This is a genomic window from Paenibacillus sp. sgz302191 (genome assembly GCF_057749925.1).
In genome coordinates this window covers 47,384-63,644 of record NZ_JBYLHY010000007.1, presented here as the reverse complement: position 1 = coordinate 63,644, position 16,261 = coordinate 47,384, and the positions used below count along the sequence as shown (strand labels likewise).

The window sequence follows — 16,261 nt, the reverse complement described above, 5'->3', positions numbered from 1 at the left end:
ATTGAAATAAGAACCATTCCAAGGGGGGAACTCCCACAATGCTGAAAAAGCTTGAAGGTAATCATGCAGAATTATTTAAGGCGTGGATTGACGATAATGAGAATACGATTGTAGATATTGAAGGCAAACATTATTTGGTTAAACCGTTGAAAAATATTGTCCAAGAGGACATTGAGAGCGATGAGGAACTGAAAGCTCTCATTATGCAAGCGAAACAGGATATCGCTAACGGTGAGGTATATTCTACTGAGGACATTATAGAGGCAATTGAAAAAGGGCAGTTATAATGAACATAAAATGGACACTTTCGGCAAGGAAGAGTTTAAAGCAAATCCAAAGCATCCATTTTACCCAAGAAGAAACGAAGCGTTATCAAGTTGAATTGGTTCGTAAGATTGAGCAAAAGATAGCTGTGTTATTGGAGGCTATTCCAGCAAATGAGCCATCTTGGCTAGGAACGTACAGGATTTTGGTCGATAAATACAAAGTGTATTATTCGTTTTCGGAAGACAAATGTATTTGTTATATTGAAGCATTAAGACACCAACACCAGCATACAGACTGAATTTATGGGCGGGAGCAATCCCGCCTTAACTATTGGACATTCAAGCTTTATATTCCAAGATACGTATGAGGGGCAGATTAATAATCCTCTGAGTTTGAATTTGTATACGTATGTGCATAATAATCCGTTGACCCATGTTGATCCTACTGGACATATGAATGAGGGATCAGCTGGTGAAGGTGGAAGTGCAAACCTCACCAATTGGCAATATTTTGTCATTGGTATGAAAATGTTTGTTAGAGAAGGCGTTGTAGGGCCAGAAAACTATGATGCATTAACCGATGATGAACTTAATTCTAAGGATTGGCAAGCTCTCGGTGAAGGGGCTGTTTACCTTGCGATGAGCACAGAAGGAAAGTTCTTTAGTAAAGAGGCCTCAATCGTTAATAAGAGTGCGTCTGAACTTGCCAATTCCATTCCAAAGCAATTTTATAAAGAAGATGGGGGTATGAATGCCTCAGATTTCTTTACTACTCATTCTGAAAAACACATGTATGATCCCAATGTTCAATCAACCGCTAAGGCTACACAATTTGGAAAAGATATAGACGTTACTAAACTTAGAGAAGATACTTTATTACACCCAGACGCAATAACCTATAATGAAGACCATAGTATGATGATCTATAAGAAGGAGTATCCATTTAATATAAGTACACCAGATACCCCCACTGGATCTCATAGAGTCTTTATAAATCTTGAAAAAACGCCACCGAAGACAAACAGAGATTCGCAGTTTCCTTTTTATGGAGGCAAATAATATGACAAACATTGAAGAGCTTGAAAAATCTTTAAATGTAAAACTTCCAAACTTTTTTAGTGAAAAAATGAATTATATCGCCAAAGAAGTTTGTAGTGGTCGTAAGCCTGTACTAAACAATGCAATCGGTTCTATTTCAATAGTAAAGGTATTAGAATTTGACTCTGAAAAAGAGGAGAGCATTTTTCAAGTGTATACTGAGTTTAGAAACTTGATGAAGGAGGGTTGTATCCCTATTGTAAACGCTGGATATGACGATTACATTTGTCTATACTTTGTTGATCGAAAAGCACCTCCGAAAGTTATACTATGGTGCTATGAGCGAGCATTTGAAAGTATTGATTACGCGACATTTCCTCTAGCAGATACATTTGAAGAGTTTATAGAAAAAATAGAATATGTAGCATAATATTTTGCCGCCTTGCGACTAATCCTCGCAAGGTTTTCATTTTTATCTGCCGCGACATCGCTAACACAGCAAAAAAGTGCTTAGGATGTATGAGTGGCAAGATTTTCAAAAATATATCTTAGCACTATTGACTAATCAATTAGCCTTATGATATCTTTATATCACTGAAAGGCTAATCGATTAGTCGAGAATGAGGGTGAATTAAATGATAGGACTTCAATATATTGTAAAAGTGTATAATGGCACTTACAAGAAATTGGCTGAAAAATTGGACATTGCTCCACCAACTATTATGGCGTGGTTAAGTAAAAAAAGACCTATCCCCAAAGCCAAACTTGAGGCATTATCTAAATTGTTTAACATTGAAGAAAAATATTTTACAAAGGAACTGAACGAAGTCGAAAAAATTCAAATTCAATTAGAGTATCTTAGACGACTATCGAAGCGGGATTCTTTTGAAATGCCAGATTCCTTTACAGATGATGATGGCGTTAGGCAAGAGTATTTGCGTTGGGTCGATCCCTACGAGGATGAGCGAAGAATGCTTGATCAGGAATTACAAATCGAAACGCTTATTCTGAATTTACGTTCGACACTGTACACGGAGCTTTATGAGCAAGATTTCTACAGAGGCAGACGCATATTGGAGACATTGGAACGGTTAAGCGAGTTATTTGATGAAATGGCACCAGAAAATACTAATGAATCCGAACAAGAGAATTGGTCGCAACGACAAGATAAACGAATGTCAGCGTTACGTTTATTGGTTTACTATATGACTGTGCCACAATTAGGATTTGGTCAGTTTATGCGCGGTCAAAACGCTATAGACGATGATGTTTTTGATTTTGCTGTTAAGCATGATTTGCTCAAATAAATAAGGATCATTGAAAGGAATGATGCTCTTGATTGTTCTTATAACATGCCGAATCTTCTCTCATTTTTTAGAATCTATCATACTCTAGGAGAATGTCTTTGTTCGATACAATAACTTTAAAAACGAATATCCCTATTGACCGTCAATTACTCGTTACATACGAAAATAAACCGATAACTTACTATGATCATGATACAGGTCTACATAAATCCACATACATCATTCATGACGAACATCTGCCATACATCGAGTACAAAGAAAATATTCAACTGCTCAAAATTCAAATTTCCATCCCCAAGTTTCTCTACGGTAACAATGTACGCCTCCTGAAAGAAAGCGATATTCCCCTTTTCTTCCAAAGGTTGCATCAAAGGTTACACGAATTGTTTGACATTCACGTTAGAACGGAGGACTGGTATTTAACACGAATTGACGTATGCTGGAATTTTCAAGTCCATGAGCAAGTATCTGAATATATCAAGCAAATTAGCATGATCCAAATGCCCTATATGAAGCCGCATACGGATGGTTACATGGAAACTGTAACACATAGAAACAAAAGCAGCCGCGTCACTTTCTATAATAAGCAGAAGGAATGTATGGATCGTAAAGAGTCAAAAGAAATCATCGAACAAGCATATGGATTGCTCCGAATAGAAATCAGTCCGAGCTATAAAGATATGAAGCAATATTCATTAAAGCGACTTGCAGTTGATTTATTAACCAAAGAATTTTTCGAACATGCGACGAAGCGGATTTTGAAACATATTAAATTGCCTGAAACTTTAGAAGGTCTTACGATTAGCTGGCTGCAATCCCACTTGCATCAAATTAATCAAATTGAACGTATACTTGGGTTCAAAGTTCTTCATGCTCAGTTCAGTGAAACCGAATTAAAACAAATTTATCGGGCTTCTACATATGCAAGCAAAAAAAGTCAGGCAGGGAAATTGCAGTTCCCAAGCCAGACTCAGTTGAAACCATTGTACATAGATTATTCAAAATTGAGTTAAATGTCATCCATACATACCGATTTGTTAGCGATACGATTGCGATTTCAATTTCGTTTGAAATGAGTATAAAGCCAATGTTTATAAGGTTTTTTTCGACTTAGCTTGAATTACATATGAAATGTGAGTAAACATAAGTAAACGATTAAAAACATCAGTTAACAAGAGTGAACAGATGATTTCCCCGATTGAATGACTTTAAAATAACGATTTCATTTTCTTTGGATAGTCGGGGGTAATTTACATCGTAAAAAGCCTTGAGTTTAGCCATATATTGCATAGCTGATACTGCCATTCATCGTTGTTAGGAATTGGACGATTCAGGTTATTTTAAAGGGGAGGTTTTGTCATCTTCCATTATAATCAATTCTTGTAGATCAACATTTAATGTCTTACATATTTGCTCTAATGTATCAAAGTAAACTGCATTTAATTTATCTGAACACAAGTGACTGATAGTATTTGGACGAATATTCATCATAATAGCCAATTGTCTTTGAGAAATTCCCCTTTCTTCGAGAATTTCTTTTAAACGTAACCGAACGGGCATTTCTATCTCCTCCGTTACAATGCTAGTAGAGTATTAACCAATCGTATAACTTAGTACCGTTATGAGATTTATTTTAACATAAGAAAAATAAACTTGAATACAACGGTATTGCGTTATATAATATAAATATATCGGTATTGCGTTACAATAATCAAAATCTCTGTAACGGAGGGCAATTTCAATGAATGTCATCGGCTATATTCGAGTGTCGACAGCAGGACAAGCCAGAGATGGTTATAGCCTGTCTTATCAGCAAGAAGAAATTGAATCCTATTGCCAGCAGCAAGGCTGGAACCTGCTACATGTATTCAGCGATGAAGGTATCAGCGGTGCAAAAGTAGATGAGGATACTTTGGAGGTGGATCGTCAGGGTTTCCAGGACATGCTTTCCCTTATCGCTACTCAATCCGTTCATGCTGTAGTCGTTTTGAACACGAACCGTCTATGGCGCAGCGATATTGTTAAAGTTTTGGTTCATCGGGAGTTTAAGAAACATAACGTCGATGTAAAATCCATTGAGCAGCCAACCTACAGTATTTATAAGAAAGACCCTTCCGACTTCCTGATTAACGGCTTGATGGAATTGTTAGACGCCTACCAACGCTTAGAAATTGCAATGAAACTGGGCAAAGGACGCAACAAGAAAGCCAAAGAAGGTGGTTATGCAGGAGGACGAGCAACATTTGGCTATACGGCAAAGAAAGGCTCTAAAGTCATTGAGATTGACGAGAGACAAGCCGCTGTTGTGCAACGTGTATTTGAATTAAAAGAGCTAAACCCGACTTGGAGTTTGTCTGAAATTGCAAGTCAATTGAATCTTGAAAACTTAACCACCCGGCAAGGAAATTCCTTTACCAAAGTCCAAGTCAAACGTATTCTTGACCGCAAAGATTTCTATAGCGGCATGTACCGTTATGCCAATGTTCAAGCGGTTGGCAAGCATCAAGCCATTATATGAAAGGTGGTCATAGGATGGAGACTTTGGTTGAAAAGTATCGTCAATTAGTGCAGCAAGAAGACACCTATTCCAAGCAACTGAGAACCGCTGAAATGTGTACGTTGGCGATGTATGACCACATTTTTCAGTACGGAGAATATGTTGAAAAACTGTTGATGGAAGAAGTATTGCTTGCTATTCATCAGATTGAAGCCAATGTGCGTTTGGAACTGCTTCATTTGCGAATGGAAAAAGCCTTTTTGGCTTGTGACATGAAAGCCAGTAGGTAGCTGAAAGAATCATGTGAGGGTTGGCATATTGCTGTAGTATCATTGCGCATCATGTAAGGAACATGGTGAACGCTTGTTTCCAAGTTGCGAATCCAACCTTCTACCCTGTTCTTTGACAATAGAATCCTTGTTGAGTGATTGCTAAAGGGTGGTATTGCTTTTGTATCTTTGCGAATCGCTACGGTTAACGCTCGAAATCGGAAGTTGCGAACTGCCCTTTATCAATCACTCAAATGCAATTATTTCACATATAAAGGATGGATAGGATGAAAGAACGAATAGAGTATTTATATGTGGGGATAGACCCGCACAAGCATCAGCATACCGCTGTAGGTATGAACTTTTACCGTGAGAAGCTGTTTGAGGTTACGTTTGCAAACAAGCCATCGGATTTTCCGAAATTGCTCAAGGTCATTGAAAAACAGCGAACTAAAACGGAGTTTACCAAGATCATATTTGGTCTGGAGGACACGACGAACTACGGAAGAACGTTGACCGTGTTCCTTAAGAAAAAGCAATACATAGTCAAAGAAGTCAGCGGCAAGCTATCGAGTGCCAAGCGTAAGAGTCATAACACGGTTAAGAAGTCAGATTCATGGGATGCACAATGCATCGCTACCGTGTTGATGGAGGACTTGGATCGTTTACCTGTTGCGAATCCAATTGACCATTACTGGGCGATCAAGCAATTGGTATCTAGGCGGAATGCGAGTATGAAGGGACAGGCATTTTCCATCAAAAAGCTTCATTCTCAGCTACAGCACCATTACCCTACATACCGCAAATTTTTCTCTGAATTGGATGGCAAGACGGCATTGGGCTTCTTTCACCGTTTCCCTTCGCCAAGGCACTTGCAGAGCATTGAATTGGATGAGCTAACCCATTTCTTGCGGAAATTGAGCAATTACGCGTGTTCTACGAAGAAAGCAGAACAAATTATGTCCCTGATTCAAAGCGATGGGCAGCAGGAGAATGATTTTCAGGACAAGCGTGATTTTATTGTGAAGAGTTTAGTGAAGGAAATTCGATTCCACAAGAAGGAAATCGCGCAGGTAGAGAGCGAAATCAAGCCATTGATGAAGGAATTAGGTTTCAAGTTGGAAAGCATGACGGGGATTGATTTAGTCAGTGCAGCAAATCTAGTGGCTGAAATAGGCGATATTCACCGCTTTGCTTCCGCCAATCAGCTTGCACGGTTCGCAGGAATAGCCCCTGTCGATATCGGCTCTGGGGGCAAAGTCAAGCATGCGAAGACGAGACAGGGCAATCGCACCTTGCATGAGTTGTTCTTTCAACTGGCTTGCCGCCAATTGGCATTGTCCAGAAGACATCAAGAGCCGCGGAATCCGATCTTTTTGGAGTATTATAACAAGAAGCAGGCGGAAGGCAAGACGAAAGGGCAGGCCATCGTTTGTATCATGCGAAAGTTGGTCAATATCGTGTATAAGATGATGAAGAACAAGACGGAATATGTTTTGATTGTTCCTAGAAAAGAAGAAGCTGTATAATAATGGATAGATCAGCGGTGCAATCTTCTGGTTGCATCGTTTTTGTTTTGAAAAGAGCGGTTTATTGACCAAGATAGCTATGAGGGGCAATTGGATAATCCGTTAACTCTCAACTTGTACACCTATGTGCATAATAACCCGTTGACCCATGTTGATCCTACTGGGCATGATCCAAGAGAACTCCAATTGTCATTTGAGATGGCAAGAGATGGGGAATTAGGTATACAAGAAGTACATGATCAATGGAGTTCTTATTATCAAAGGCAGTTCCAAGATGAGAATAACAATTATTATAACTATTTGTATAGTATAGCCACTATGACTAATCAGGATGAGGAGAATACACTAGACAAATCTAATTGGGCTATAAAAATGCTTGTAGACGTTAATAAAGCTAATATAGCTAGTGCATCAGACTTGGCATCTATTTTAGAATCTTATGTAGATATGGGAGCAGTAGGTGTAAAGAAAGGTGCAGCAGCGGCTAGAACGAGGGCTTCGAGTTTAGTATCTGCTGAATGTAATTGCTTTACAGCAGGCACAAAAGTGCTAACAGATAAAGGGGAAAAGAATATCGAAGACATTCAAGTCGGAGATAAAGTTCTCTCGAAGAACGAAGAGACTGGAGAGGAGGCTTACAAAGATGTAACGGCGACGTTTAGTCATGAGACGGATGAAATATATAACATCCGTGTGGGCGATCAAACGATTGAATCGACCTTTAATCATCCCTTCTGGGTGGACGGAAAGGGTTGGACCTTCGTCAAAGATCTCAAGATTAATGATTTCCTTCTTCAAAGTGATGGAAATAAACTTAAGATAGATAGCATTGAGATGGAACACAGGCAAGCTACTGTCTACAACATGACGGTTAATGAGTACCATACGTACTTTGTTAGTAATCTTGGTGTATGGGTGCATAATACAAGCTGTAGTGGTCCCCTAGGAAGAGGTTCTACAGGACGGACAGTTCCAAATAATGATATAGAAAGAGCAGCTATGGATAAAGCCATGAAAAATCCGACTAAAGGTGAAATCCTAAAAATGCCTTCATTAATGCAAGACTCCAGATGGTCACATAAGGACGGATGGGTAAAAATGAGTCAAACCAATGATGGGGTTGAAATTCATTGGGTTTATAATTTTCTTACTGGTGAATACGATGATTTTAAGTTTAAGGATAGGTGAGGGAGAAAAGTATGAAGGTACAATGTCAAGGTAACTCGGGGAATATATTGTCTCTAAAAGCTGGTTATCCTAGCGATTACATATCAGAGACTTTAAAAGTAAACGATGTATATATTGTTTATGCAATAGGGGTTTGGGACAATTACCTATACTACTTATTAAAATGCGAAGACAATGATCCGATATGGTATCCTTCCGAATGGTTTGCAATTTTGAATCATAAGATATCAACTTCGTGGTACTTTAATTTTATCGGAGACCAGAATGGTGATGATCTTTCTGCAATATGGGGTTACAAGGAAATTGCTGGTGATTTTCAACATCACAAAGATTTGATTGAAAGGGAGAAAGCGGCATTAGAGATTTTTAAAAGAAGAAAGTTCGAAATTGATAACGAAGAAAGTTAACTTTTAATCACATCGGCCTTGCGACTAACCCTCGCAAGGTTTTCTTTTTTCTGCCGCGGCATCACTAAACACAGCAAAAAGTGCTTAGGATGTATGAGCCGAGATTTTCAAAAAATATGTCTTAGCACTGTTGGCCAATCAATTAGCCTTGTGGTATTCGTAGGAATAGCCCCTGTTGATATTGGTTCTGGGGGCAAAGTTAAGCATGCGAAGACGAGACAGGGCAATCGCGCTTTGCATGAGTTGTTCTTTCAACTGGCTTGCCGCCAATTAGCGTTGTCCAGAAGACATCAAGAGCCGCGGAATCCGATCTTTCTGGAGTATTATAACAAGAAGCAGGCGGAAGGAAAGACGAAAGGACAGGCCATCGTTTGTATCATGCGAAAGTTGGTCAATATTGTGTATAAGATGATGAAGAACAAGACGGAATATGTTTTGATTGTTCCTAGAAAAGAAGAAGCTGTATAATATTGGATAGAGCAGCGGTGCAATCTTCTGGTTGCATCGTTTTTGTTTTGAAAAGAGCGGTTTATTGACCAAGATACGTATGAAGGACAGATTGATAATCCGCTTAGTTTGAATCTTTATTCGTATTTTGAGTAACTCTAGAAATCCGCAACTGAACTGAGCATTATTGCCCTCTAGCCAACTTCGATTTGACATTTCCTTGTATTTTGTTTAAACTTTGTATAAACATTATTGGAGGTGATATTTATGCTGCAGGTTCAAAAATGGGGCAATAGCTTGGGCATTCGTATTCCCAAAGCGCTGGCAGTCAAAGTGGGTCTTGAGGAAGGTTCTGAAGTTGATCTCGATATAGAAAATGGTTATCTTGTAATTAAGCCCAAGTCAAAAATGTTAGACGAATTATTATCACAGGTGACCCCGGACAATATTCATCATGAAATCTCTACAGGTAATCCGGAAGGTCGAGAGTCATGGTAGAACGGTACATTCCAGATCGCGGCGATTTGGTATGGCTGCAGTTCAATCCGCAATCGGGGTTTGAGCAAGCTGGCAAGCGGCCTGCCTTAGCTATATCACCGGCATCGTACAATGGGAAGGTCGGTTTATCTTTATTTTGTCCGGTAACTTCAAAGATCAAGGGCTATCCCTTTGAGGTAATCATTCCGCAGGACTTGCCGATCGAGGGGGCCATTCTATCCGACCAAGTGAAAAGTCTTGACTGGCAATACTATCAAGCCGCATTCATCTGTAAAGTAGCGGAGAAGACCTTAGCCGAGGTCATTTCCAAAATTGAATTATTACTTTCGAAATAACATCTCGAAGAGATGCTGCCATCTGCCGCTCCCTCAAAAAATATGGTATAATCTTACTATTTAAAATGTTAACAATAAGGAGGGTTTGCCTGCAATTCAACTTATTTCAGAAACGTCCAAGACCGATAATTTCATTAAGGGGGAATATTTATATGACCAAGCAGTATGCCATCGATATTGCGAAGAAGCTTTTCAGAGAGAATAGCCAGTCGTACTTTGTCATCCAGGATCCCGCATCGAATGAGTTCAGAATTATAGATAAAGAGGAACGGGATGCAAAAAACTTGAATTATTTCGTTATTTTCAGTATTGAAACGGAGTGAAATGGCATAAAGGAGTTAGCAAGTGAGAACTGAAGCCCGAATTCGCATACTTTCATTAGTCATAGTTTTATTGATTTCGATATCTCCACTTGTTATAAACTCAATCTATCTTTTTCAAACAGGCAATACCTCAAATTATAACCCGGATTTTCAATTTATGTTCAGCATCATATGGGAAGTGCTTTCGCTTGGATTGCTTTATGTTGTCTTAAACAAGCAAGGCAGAACTTTTAAAGATATTGGTTTTGAATTTCGCAAAACGGATGTTTTACACGGGTTAGCGCTGTATTTCGGCATCTATATTGTTTACATAATTGCGCTCGTTATCTCTCCGGGCTTTTCTCAAGGGCCTCAAAACATTGATTTTCTAAAATCAAACATATCCATATTTTACTTCACATTCATATTGATCAATCCTTTTTTTGAAGAATTGATTATCAGGGCCTACACAATAACCGAGTTGAAGTATTTGGCCAAAAAAGAAGAAGTAGCGGTCGTTGCAAGCACGCTGATTCAGATCTCATATCATCTATATCAAGGATTAATACCGGCTTTATATGTCGGGCTAAGTTTCTTTATTTTCTCCATTTATTTTGTCAAAAGCCGGAGGATCGTCCCTGTCATTATCGTGCATTTGTTTTTTGACCTTTTGGCCATGATGAATATTGGCAGTTAATTTCCACACTTATGAAGGCATCACGATGATCGTCGCTTCCGAAAATTTCTGCTCGCCCGAGCATGAACGTACCCAGGCATTTCTCAGCAAAATCTTATAGTCCTGTCCGATTAAAAAAGAAGCCTGTTCAAAACAGCGAAAAGAGCTGAAGTGAACAGGCTTTTTTGCTTTGGTACTTGCCACCTGCAGGGTGATATCGGTTCCGGAGGGCGAGGCCAGAGAGCGGCTTATGGCTGCAGCTTCGCATCCCTTGCCGTTACGTCGAAGTCTCGCCGGAATAGTATTCGTTCGCCGACTTTTAATACTGCGCTTAAACGGTTGACTCCTGATTTCAGCTCCTTATTCAGGGATATTTCATATAATCCCCGGTTGAAATCCAGCGAATACAGATACGCCTCTGATGCCGCAGCTTGCGGATCGTCGGGATTGCCGGAGTCACGGTCGTATACATACAGCACGGGTTTCAGCCGGTGCATGTTTTGATCCGGTCGGTCCTCATCGTAAAGCAGGGCGGACAGATGCAGGCGGTTTCCGTCCACGGCGCTCGGAAATTGGAGCGATTCGGGTGTGTAGCCGTTAGCGCCGAGGAGGACTTCGCTGCCGCCTGCGGACACTTCGGTGAAAGCGCCGAAAAGGGTCCGCAAATCGTCGATGCGCAGGGCAGGGGGATGCCCTGCGCCTGCATCGGCGGAGGCGGAGGCCGGCGCGGCATGCAGAAGCACGGTGCGGCTGCTGCCGCCGTTCCATGAGGTCGTGACCTGGTTGTCGCCGGCTTTTAGCCTGAACGAATATCCCGCGCCGCTGTCAAAGGTCCACCAGCCCTTCGCATCGGGGCCTGTCACCGTGAATTGGTACATTTTCGCTAAAAAGCCGGAATCGAAATATATTTGATTGTCCTTCATAAATCCGGCTTTCTCGTTTCCAAATGTATAGATGCCGTCCTGGTTATAAATAGCTCCTTTGTAGCTACTCTGGACGATAAGCTGCATATTCTGCCCGCGGTCGGGGAGCACAATCCGGTCTTTATCCGGACGAATCGCGATCCAGGCCTGGCCGAGAAAGGTCTCGATCCGGTACCAGCGAGTGTCGTTCGGATCGGTCCAGGTGGCCGTGGGGCGGACCGTTTGCGGCCCTATTTGGCCGTAATGCAGCAAAATCCCGGTCCCGGGGTAGCGGTATAATTCCGTAACATCCGCGTTCAGCCGGAGCTCGGCTGTCTCGGTCTTGGCATCTTCGGGATCGGCATAATGCCCGTTGATCCAACCTTCGCCTTTATTCGTGACGACATGATACCAAACGTTTTCCCTCATGTAAGGTTCGGGTTCCGCTTTTTCCAGCGCGGTTACGGTTTGCGGTTCGATCATGACAGGGTCTTCCTGCCCGTAAGGCCACGGGTATGGATAAAGCGGCGTTCGGACGCGGCGCGTGATCGTTTCGTTCGTTTTCGCAATAACCATGCCGGTTTCCCTCGTCCATTTCGGTCCGCTCCCGGTCTCTACCCGGTAGGTCGTACCTTCGGGAGAAATAAACTCGGCGGTTTGACGCAGGAATTGGGCAGTGTTCAAAGGGACATAATTCGTGTAGTCGGTTATCGGCGTTTCGAATACTTCCGCATATAAATAAAACGATTTCCGGTCTACGGGTCGAATGAGGCCTATCTTTTGGCGAGGTAATTGAATCCATTGGTCACCGAGCCATGTCGTGCTGATTTTCAGCCATTTCATTTCGCTGCCGATATAGGTTGAGCTGTAGAACCACTGTTTTTCCGCGCCGACAACGTTGACATCCTGAGGAGAAAGCGCTGCTGTCGGCTGCCCGGAGCTGTCCGGCTTGGCGTATAGGGGCGTGTTTTCAAGCAGCGTTACTGCGGCGGGAGGTGGTACGTCAATGCTGCTCGGAAAGGTCTTGACCCACCTGTCGCCGAAGGAGGTGCGGATTTTCCACCAATTTCCTGATTGCGCCCAATAGGGCTCTGCCTCTATGACTTCGACTTCCTGGGGGGCAAAAGTCCCTTCCGGTTGGTTAAGAGACACGTTGGGAATTTTGTAGTACGGCGTTTCTTCCAGCAAAGTCAACGTCTTAGGGACGCGCAAGCCGTCCGCCGGCTCCGACGGAGTGTCCGCATACTCCGAAGCCGTAACGGCAGCGGAGCATATCGCCAAATTAAGGATAATTCCCGATATGAACATAATAACGTTTTTTTTCAACATTGGTTGTTGCACCACCCTTTAACGAGTCGTTTCAAACTATTTTACCATATCATGGATACCGGGGGCCTGCAATCTCATCTTCTTCCGCAAAAAATGATATAGTTAATTAGAAGGCAAGCTAATCAAATGCGCGAAGGAGAAGTCCAAGATATGATACGATTTGCTATTATCGGCACCAACTGGATTACGGAGGAGTTCATTCAATCGGCCAGGCAGACGGGGGAGTTTGTGCTGGCTGCTTTATATTCACGTACGGAGGAGAAGGGGCGGGAGTTTGCCGAAAAGTACGAGGTTCCGCACGTGTTCACGGATCTGGCGGCGTTCGCGGGGAGCGGTGAGTTCGACGCGGTTTATATTGCCAGCCCGAATTCGTTTCATGCGGAGCAGGCCGTTTTGCTCATGAATCATGGCAAGCATGTGCTGGTCGAGAAGCCGGCTGCTTCCAATGCCGCCGAGCTGGCCTTAATGATTGAGGCTGCGCGCAAGAACAACGTCGTATTCATGGAAGCTCTCAAATCGACGCTGCTGCCGAATTTCCGGGCTATTCGGGACAACCTGCACAAGCTGGGGCCAATCCGCCGCTTTTTTGCAAGCTACTGCCAGTATTCCTCCCGTTATGATGCCTATAAGCAAGGTAAAGTGCTGAACGCTTTTAATCCCGCTTTTTCCAACGGCTCTTTGATGGACCTTGGCGTTTACTGCATTTATCCGTTGGCTGTTCTGTTCGGCAAGCCTGAGCGCGTTCAGGCGAACGGACTGCTGCTGGAATCCGGTGTCGACGGAGAGGGAAGCCTCCTCCTGAGCTATAAGGATATGGACGCGGTGCTCATGCATTCGAAAATTAGCAGTTCGTATGCCCCTGTAGAAATTCAAGGGGAGGACGGGACGATGATCATCGATCAGATCAACACCCCCGGCAAGGTGGAAATCCGCTATCGGAACGGAAGCGTGGAGGAGTTGACACAGGCGCAAACCGGCAAAGCGATGATGTACGAAGCTGCGGAATTTATCGGCCTGATCCGAAGCGGCAGGCTGGAATCCGCTACGAATTCCCATGCGAATTCTTTAATCACTTTGGAAATTATGGACGAGGCCAGGAGGCAAATAGGGCTTGTGTTTCCGGCGGACAACAGCATACATGCATGAGCGTTGCTTTGAGACTGACAACTGCATAAAAAGGACCCCGGGGAGCAAATGAGGCTCCGGGGTTTTTTGTCTTTTTGCAAGCGCTGTTTTGACATGATTTGATGACGAATTTATACGGTTTTTTACATGTCCGTCTTCCAGTATGATGAATACATACATAGCGGAGGCTTGAGAAAAGCGGGCCGCACAACCAGGGGGAGGGAAGTTTATGAAAACGCTGCCTGCCGATCGGGAACTGCTTCTTGCGGGGCGAAAGCCGTCTTCGCGGTTTTTTCGGAAAATGGTTCAGCAGCGGTATTTGTACATGATGTCCGTGCCTTTCGTCATATGGATCGTCATATTCAGCTACGTCCCTTTGTGGGGCTGGCTGATGGCTTTTCAAAAATTTAAACCAGGCAAGCCGATTCTCAACCAGCAGTGGGTGGGGCTCGACAACTTCAAGGAGCTGTTTGCCGACGAGCGCTTTTATCTTGTGCTGCGCAACACGCTGGGCATGAGCGTCATGGGGCTGATCGTGAGCTTTACGGTTCCGATCGTATTTGCGGTCATTTTGAACGAGCTTCGCAGCCAGTTGTTCAAGCGTTCGATGCAGACGATTTCGTATTTGCCGCACTTCGTATCGTGGGCGGTCGTCGCGAGCATCGTCACGAAGATGCTTGCCGTCGAGAACGGCGCGCTCAACGAACTGTTGATGGCGCTGCATGTGATCGACCAGCCGATTCAGTTTATGGCCAAGCCGACCTGGTTCTGGGGCATCGTTACCGCTTCGGACATGTGGAAGGAAACGGGCTGGAACTCGATCATTTTCCTTGCGGCGATGGCGGGAATCGATCAGGAACAGTACGAAGCGGCTACGGTGGACGGCGCCGGCCGTTTCCGGCGGATTTGGCATATTACGCTGCCGGGCATCCGCGCTACGTTCATGGTGGTGTTCATTCTCTCGATCGGCAATCTGATCAGCATCGGCTTTGAAAAGCAGTTTCAGCTGCAAAACTCGCTCGTTACCGACTATTCGGAAGTGCTCGAATTGTACGCGCTGAATTACGGGATCAAGCTCAGCCGCTTCTCTTACGGTACGGCGATCGGCATTTTCAGCTCCGTGGTCAGTATCGTTTTGGTGCTGACGGCCAACACGATTTATAAAAAAGTGACCAAAGAAACGATTATTTAGGAGGTACGCTCATGCCAGTGCGCGTAGGGAGAAGCAAAGCCGAATTGGCCTTCGATCTGCTTCTCTACGTCATCATGCTGTTCGCGGCCGCCGCCACCTTGTACCCTTTTCTCAATGTGCTGGCGATCTCGCTCAACGACTCCTCGGATACGGTAAAAGGCGGCATCCACATATGGCCCCGCGAGTTTACCTTGCAAAACTATGAGCAAATTTTCCGCTTCCCGGGGCTTATAATCGGCTTTCAGAACTCGGTGCTGCGCACGATCCTGGGCTCGATCCTGGGCGTAGCAAGCGCTTCGATGGTTGCTTTCGTGCTGTCGCGCACGGACTTTCAGGCGCGCAGGCCGATGTCGATGCTGTTTGCGCTCACCCTTTACTTTTCCGGCGGGCTGATTCCCGTCTACATGCTGATGCGCAACCTTCATTTGCTCAATTCTTTCTGGGTATATATCATTCCCGGGCTGCTCGGCGTCTGGAACGTATTCGTCATCCGCTCCTATATGGACGGCCTGCCTTATGCGCTTCAGGAGTCGGCCAAGCTCGACGGGGCCAACGATTGGACGATTTTCTGGAAAATCATTTTGCCGCTGTGCAAGCCCGTGTTGGCGACGATTGCTTTATTTATCGCGGTTGCGCATTGGAATTCGTGGTTTGACACGTTTTTGTACAACAGTACGAACATCAAATTGACGACGCTGCAATATGAATTGACGAAGGTGATTCAAAGCACGCAGACGGGCAATGAATCCCGCAATCCGAACGCCTCGCAAAGCATTGCCAAAGTTTCGCCCGAGTCGGTTCGCATGGCGATAACGATGGTCGTGACTTTTCCGATTTTGATCGTGTACCCGTTCCTGCAAAAATATTTTGTCAAAGGCGTCACGTTGGGAGCCGTAAAAAGCTGACGTAACTTGGAAAAATCAAGAAAGCCACAATAGAGGGAGGATTTTTGTT

At 43.6% G+C, this 16,261-nt stretch carries 20 protein-coding genes and 1 pseudogene; 19 read left to right on the top strand and 2 right to left on the bottom strand.

The window, feature by feature from the left end:
* Positions 1-38 precede the first annotated feature (38 nt).
* The 6 genes from AC3G2T_RS12160 to AC3G2T_RS12135 all read left to right on the top strand — a co-directional run bounded on the left by AC3G2T_RS12160 (position 39) and on the right by AC3G2T_RS12135 (position 3,624).
* Positions 39-287 carry a hypothetical protein gene (locus tag AC3G2T_RS12160; RefSeq protein WP_474686393.1) on the top strand — a complete coding sequence of 83 codons (249 nt, stop codon included), beginning with the start codon at positions 39-41 and terminating at the stop codon, positions 285-287.
* Positions 287-565, top strand: coding sequence for a type II toxin-antitoxin system RelE/ParE family toxin (locus tag AC3G2T_RS12155; RefSeq protein ID WP_488435610.1), 279 nt, complete (start codon positions 287-289; stop codon positions 563-565). Before AC3G2T_RS12160 ends, AC3G2T_RS12155 begins: the two co-directional genes overlap by 1 nt.
* A gap of 4 nt (positions 566-569) precedes the next feature.
* Positions 570-1,325, top strand: coding sequence for a hypothetical protein (locus tag AC3G2T_RS12150; RefSeq protein ID WP_488435770.1), 756 nt, complete (start codon positions 570-572; stop codon positions 1,323-1,325).
* Between the two features lies 1 nt (position 1,326).
* Positions 1,327-1,734: an SMI1/KNR4 family protein gene (locus tag AC3G2T_RS12145; protein WP_488435609.1), complete on the top strand. Its 408-nt coding sequence runs from the start codon at positions 1,327-1,329 to the stop codon at positions 1,732-1,734.
* A gap of 205 nt (positions 1,735-1,939) precedes the next feature.
* The gene (locus AC3G2T_RS12140; RefSeq protein WP_488435608.1) at positions 1,940-2,611 is read left to right on the top strand and encodes a helix-turn-helix domain-containing protein; all 672 of its coding nucleotides are present in this window, start codon (positions 1,940-1,942) and stop codon (positions 2,609-2,611) included.
* A gap of 98 nt (positions 2,612-2,709) precedes the next feature.
* Entirely contained in the window at positions 2,710-3,624 is a 915-nt protein-coding gene (locus tag AC3G2T_RS12135; protein ID WP_488435607.1) for a phage/plasmid replication domain-containing protein, read from the top strand.
* Between the two features lie 322 nt (positions 3,625-3,946).
* Here AC3G2T_RS12135 and AC3G2T_RS12130 read toward each other — a convergent pair whose 3' ends face one another.
* A complete protein-coding gene (locus tag AC3G2T_RS12130) occupies positions 3,947-4,171 on the bottom strand; it encodes a helix-turn-helix domain-containing protein (RefSeq protein ID WP_488435606.1) in 225 nt (74 codons plus the stop codon).
* 181 nt (positions 4,172-4,352) lie between these two features.
* Between AC3G2T_RS12130 and AC3G2T_RS12125 the strand changes: the two genes are divergently transcribed.
* The 10 genes and pseudogenes from AC3G2T_RS12125 to AC3G2T_RS12080 all read left to right on the top strand — a co-directional run bounded on the left by AC3G2T_RS12125 (position 4,353) and on the right by AC3G2T_RS12080 (position 10,780).
* A complete protein-coding gene (locus tag AC3G2T_RS12125; RefSeq protein ID WP_488435605.1) occupies positions 4,353-5,129 on the top strand; it encodes a recombinase family protein in 777 nt (258 codons plus the stop codon).
* A 14-nt stretch (positions 5,130-5,143) separates the two neighbouring features.
* Positions 5,144-5,398, top strand: a complete 255-nt coding sequence (locus tag AC3G2T_RS12120; protein ID WP_488435604.1) for a hypothetical protein — start codon at positions 5,144-5,146, stop codon at positions 5,396-5,398.
* Between the two features lie 266 nt (positions 5,399-5,664).
* Positions 5,665-6,906 (top strand): IS110 family RNA-guided transposase, encoded by a 1,242-nt coding sequence (locus AC3G2T_RS12115; RefSeq protein WP_488435603.1) that lies wholly within the window; start codon positions 5,665-5,667, stop codon positions 6,904-6,906.
* Positions 6,907-6,996: 90 nt separating this feature from the next.
* Positions 6,997-8,094, top strand: a complete 1,098-nt coding sequence (locus tag AC3G2T_RS12110; RefSeq protein WP_488435602.1) for a polymorphic toxin-type HINT domain-containing protein — start codon at positions 6,997-6,999, stop codon at positions 8,092-8,094.
* An 11-nt stretch (positions 8,095-8,105) separates the two neighbouring features.
* Complete coding sequence (locus AC3G2T_RS12105) at positions 8,106-8,501, top strand: phosphoribosylaminoimidazole synthetase (RefSeq protein WP_488435601.1); 396 nt, start codon at positions 8,106-8,108, stop codon at positions 8,499-8,501.
* 147 nt (positions 8,502-8,648) lie between these two features.
* Positions 8,649-8,969, top strand: a pseudogene (locus AC3G2T_RS12100) (transposase); the annotation flags it as partial.
* 246 nt (positions 8,970-9,215) lie between these two features.
* Positions 9,216-9,446, top strand: a complete 231-nt coding sequence (locus AC3G2T_RS12095; protein WP_488435600.1) for an AbrB/MazE/SpoVT family DNA-binding domain-containing protein — start codon at positions 9,216-9,218, stop codon at positions 9,444-9,446.
* The gene (mazF, locus tag AC3G2T_RS12090) at positions 9,440-9,781 is read left to right on the top strand and encodes an endoribonuclease MazF (protein ID WP_488435599.1); all 342 of its coding nucleotides are present in this window, start codon (positions 9,440-9,442) and stop codon (positions 9,779-9,781) included. The genes AC3G2T_RS12095 and mazF overlap by 7 nt, the downstream gene beginning before the upstream one ends.
* Before the next feature lie 152 nt (positions 9,782-9,933).
* On the top strand, positions 9,934-10,104 hold the full coding sequence (locus AC3G2T_RS12085; protein ID WP_474686405.1) for a hypothetical protein: 171 nt from the start codon (positions 9,934-9,936) through the stop codon (positions 10,102-10,104).
* A gap of 22 nt (positions 10,105-10,126) precedes the next feature.
* Positions 10,127-10,780 (top strand): CPBP family intramembrane glutamic endopeptidase, encoded by a 654-nt coding sequence (locus AC3G2T_RS12080; protein WP_488435598.1) that lies wholly within the window; start codon positions 10,127-10,129, stop codon positions 10,778-10,780.
* 227 nt (positions 10,781-11,007) lie between these two features.
* Here the strand turns inward: AC3G2T_RS12080 and AC3G2T_RS12075 are convergent, their stop codons facing one another.
* Positions 11,008-12,990, bottom strand: a complete 1,983-nt coding sequence (locus AC3G2T_RS12075; RefSeq protein WP_488435597.1) for an SH3 domain-containing protein — start codon at positions 12,988-12,990, stop codon at positions 11,008-11,010.
* A 150-nt stretch (positions 12,991-13,140) separates the two neighbouring features.
* Here AC3G2T_RS12075 and AC3G2T_RS12070 point away from each other — a divergent pair, with 150 nt between their 5' ends.
* The 3 genes from AC3G2T_RS12070 to AC3G2T_RS12060 all read left to right on the top strand — a co-directional run bounded on the left by AC3G2T_RS12070 (position 13,141) and on the right by AC3G2T_RS12060 (position 16,212).
* On the top strand, positions 13,141-14,136 hold the full coding sequence (locus AC3G2T_RS12070) for a Gfo/Idh/MocA family protein (RefSeq protein WP_488435596.1): 996 nt from the start codon (positions 13,141-13,143) through the stop codon (positions 14,134-14,136).
* 280 nt (positions 14,137-14,416) lie between these two features.
* The gene (locus tag AC3G2T_RS12065) at positions 14,417-15,307 is read left to right on the top strand and encodes an ABC transporter permease (protein ID WP_488435761.1); all 891 of its coding nucleotides are present in this window, start codon (positions 14,417-14,419) and stop codon (positions 15,305-15,307) included.
* A gap of 11 nt (positions 15,308-15,318) precedes the next feature.
* Positions 15,319-16,212, top strand: a complete 894-nt coding sequence (locus AC3G2T_RS12060) for a carbohydrate ABC transporter permease (RefSeq protein ID WP_488435595.1) — start codon at positions 15,319-15,321, stop codon at positions 16,210-16,212.
* Positions 16,213-16,261 lie beyond the last annotated feature (49 nt).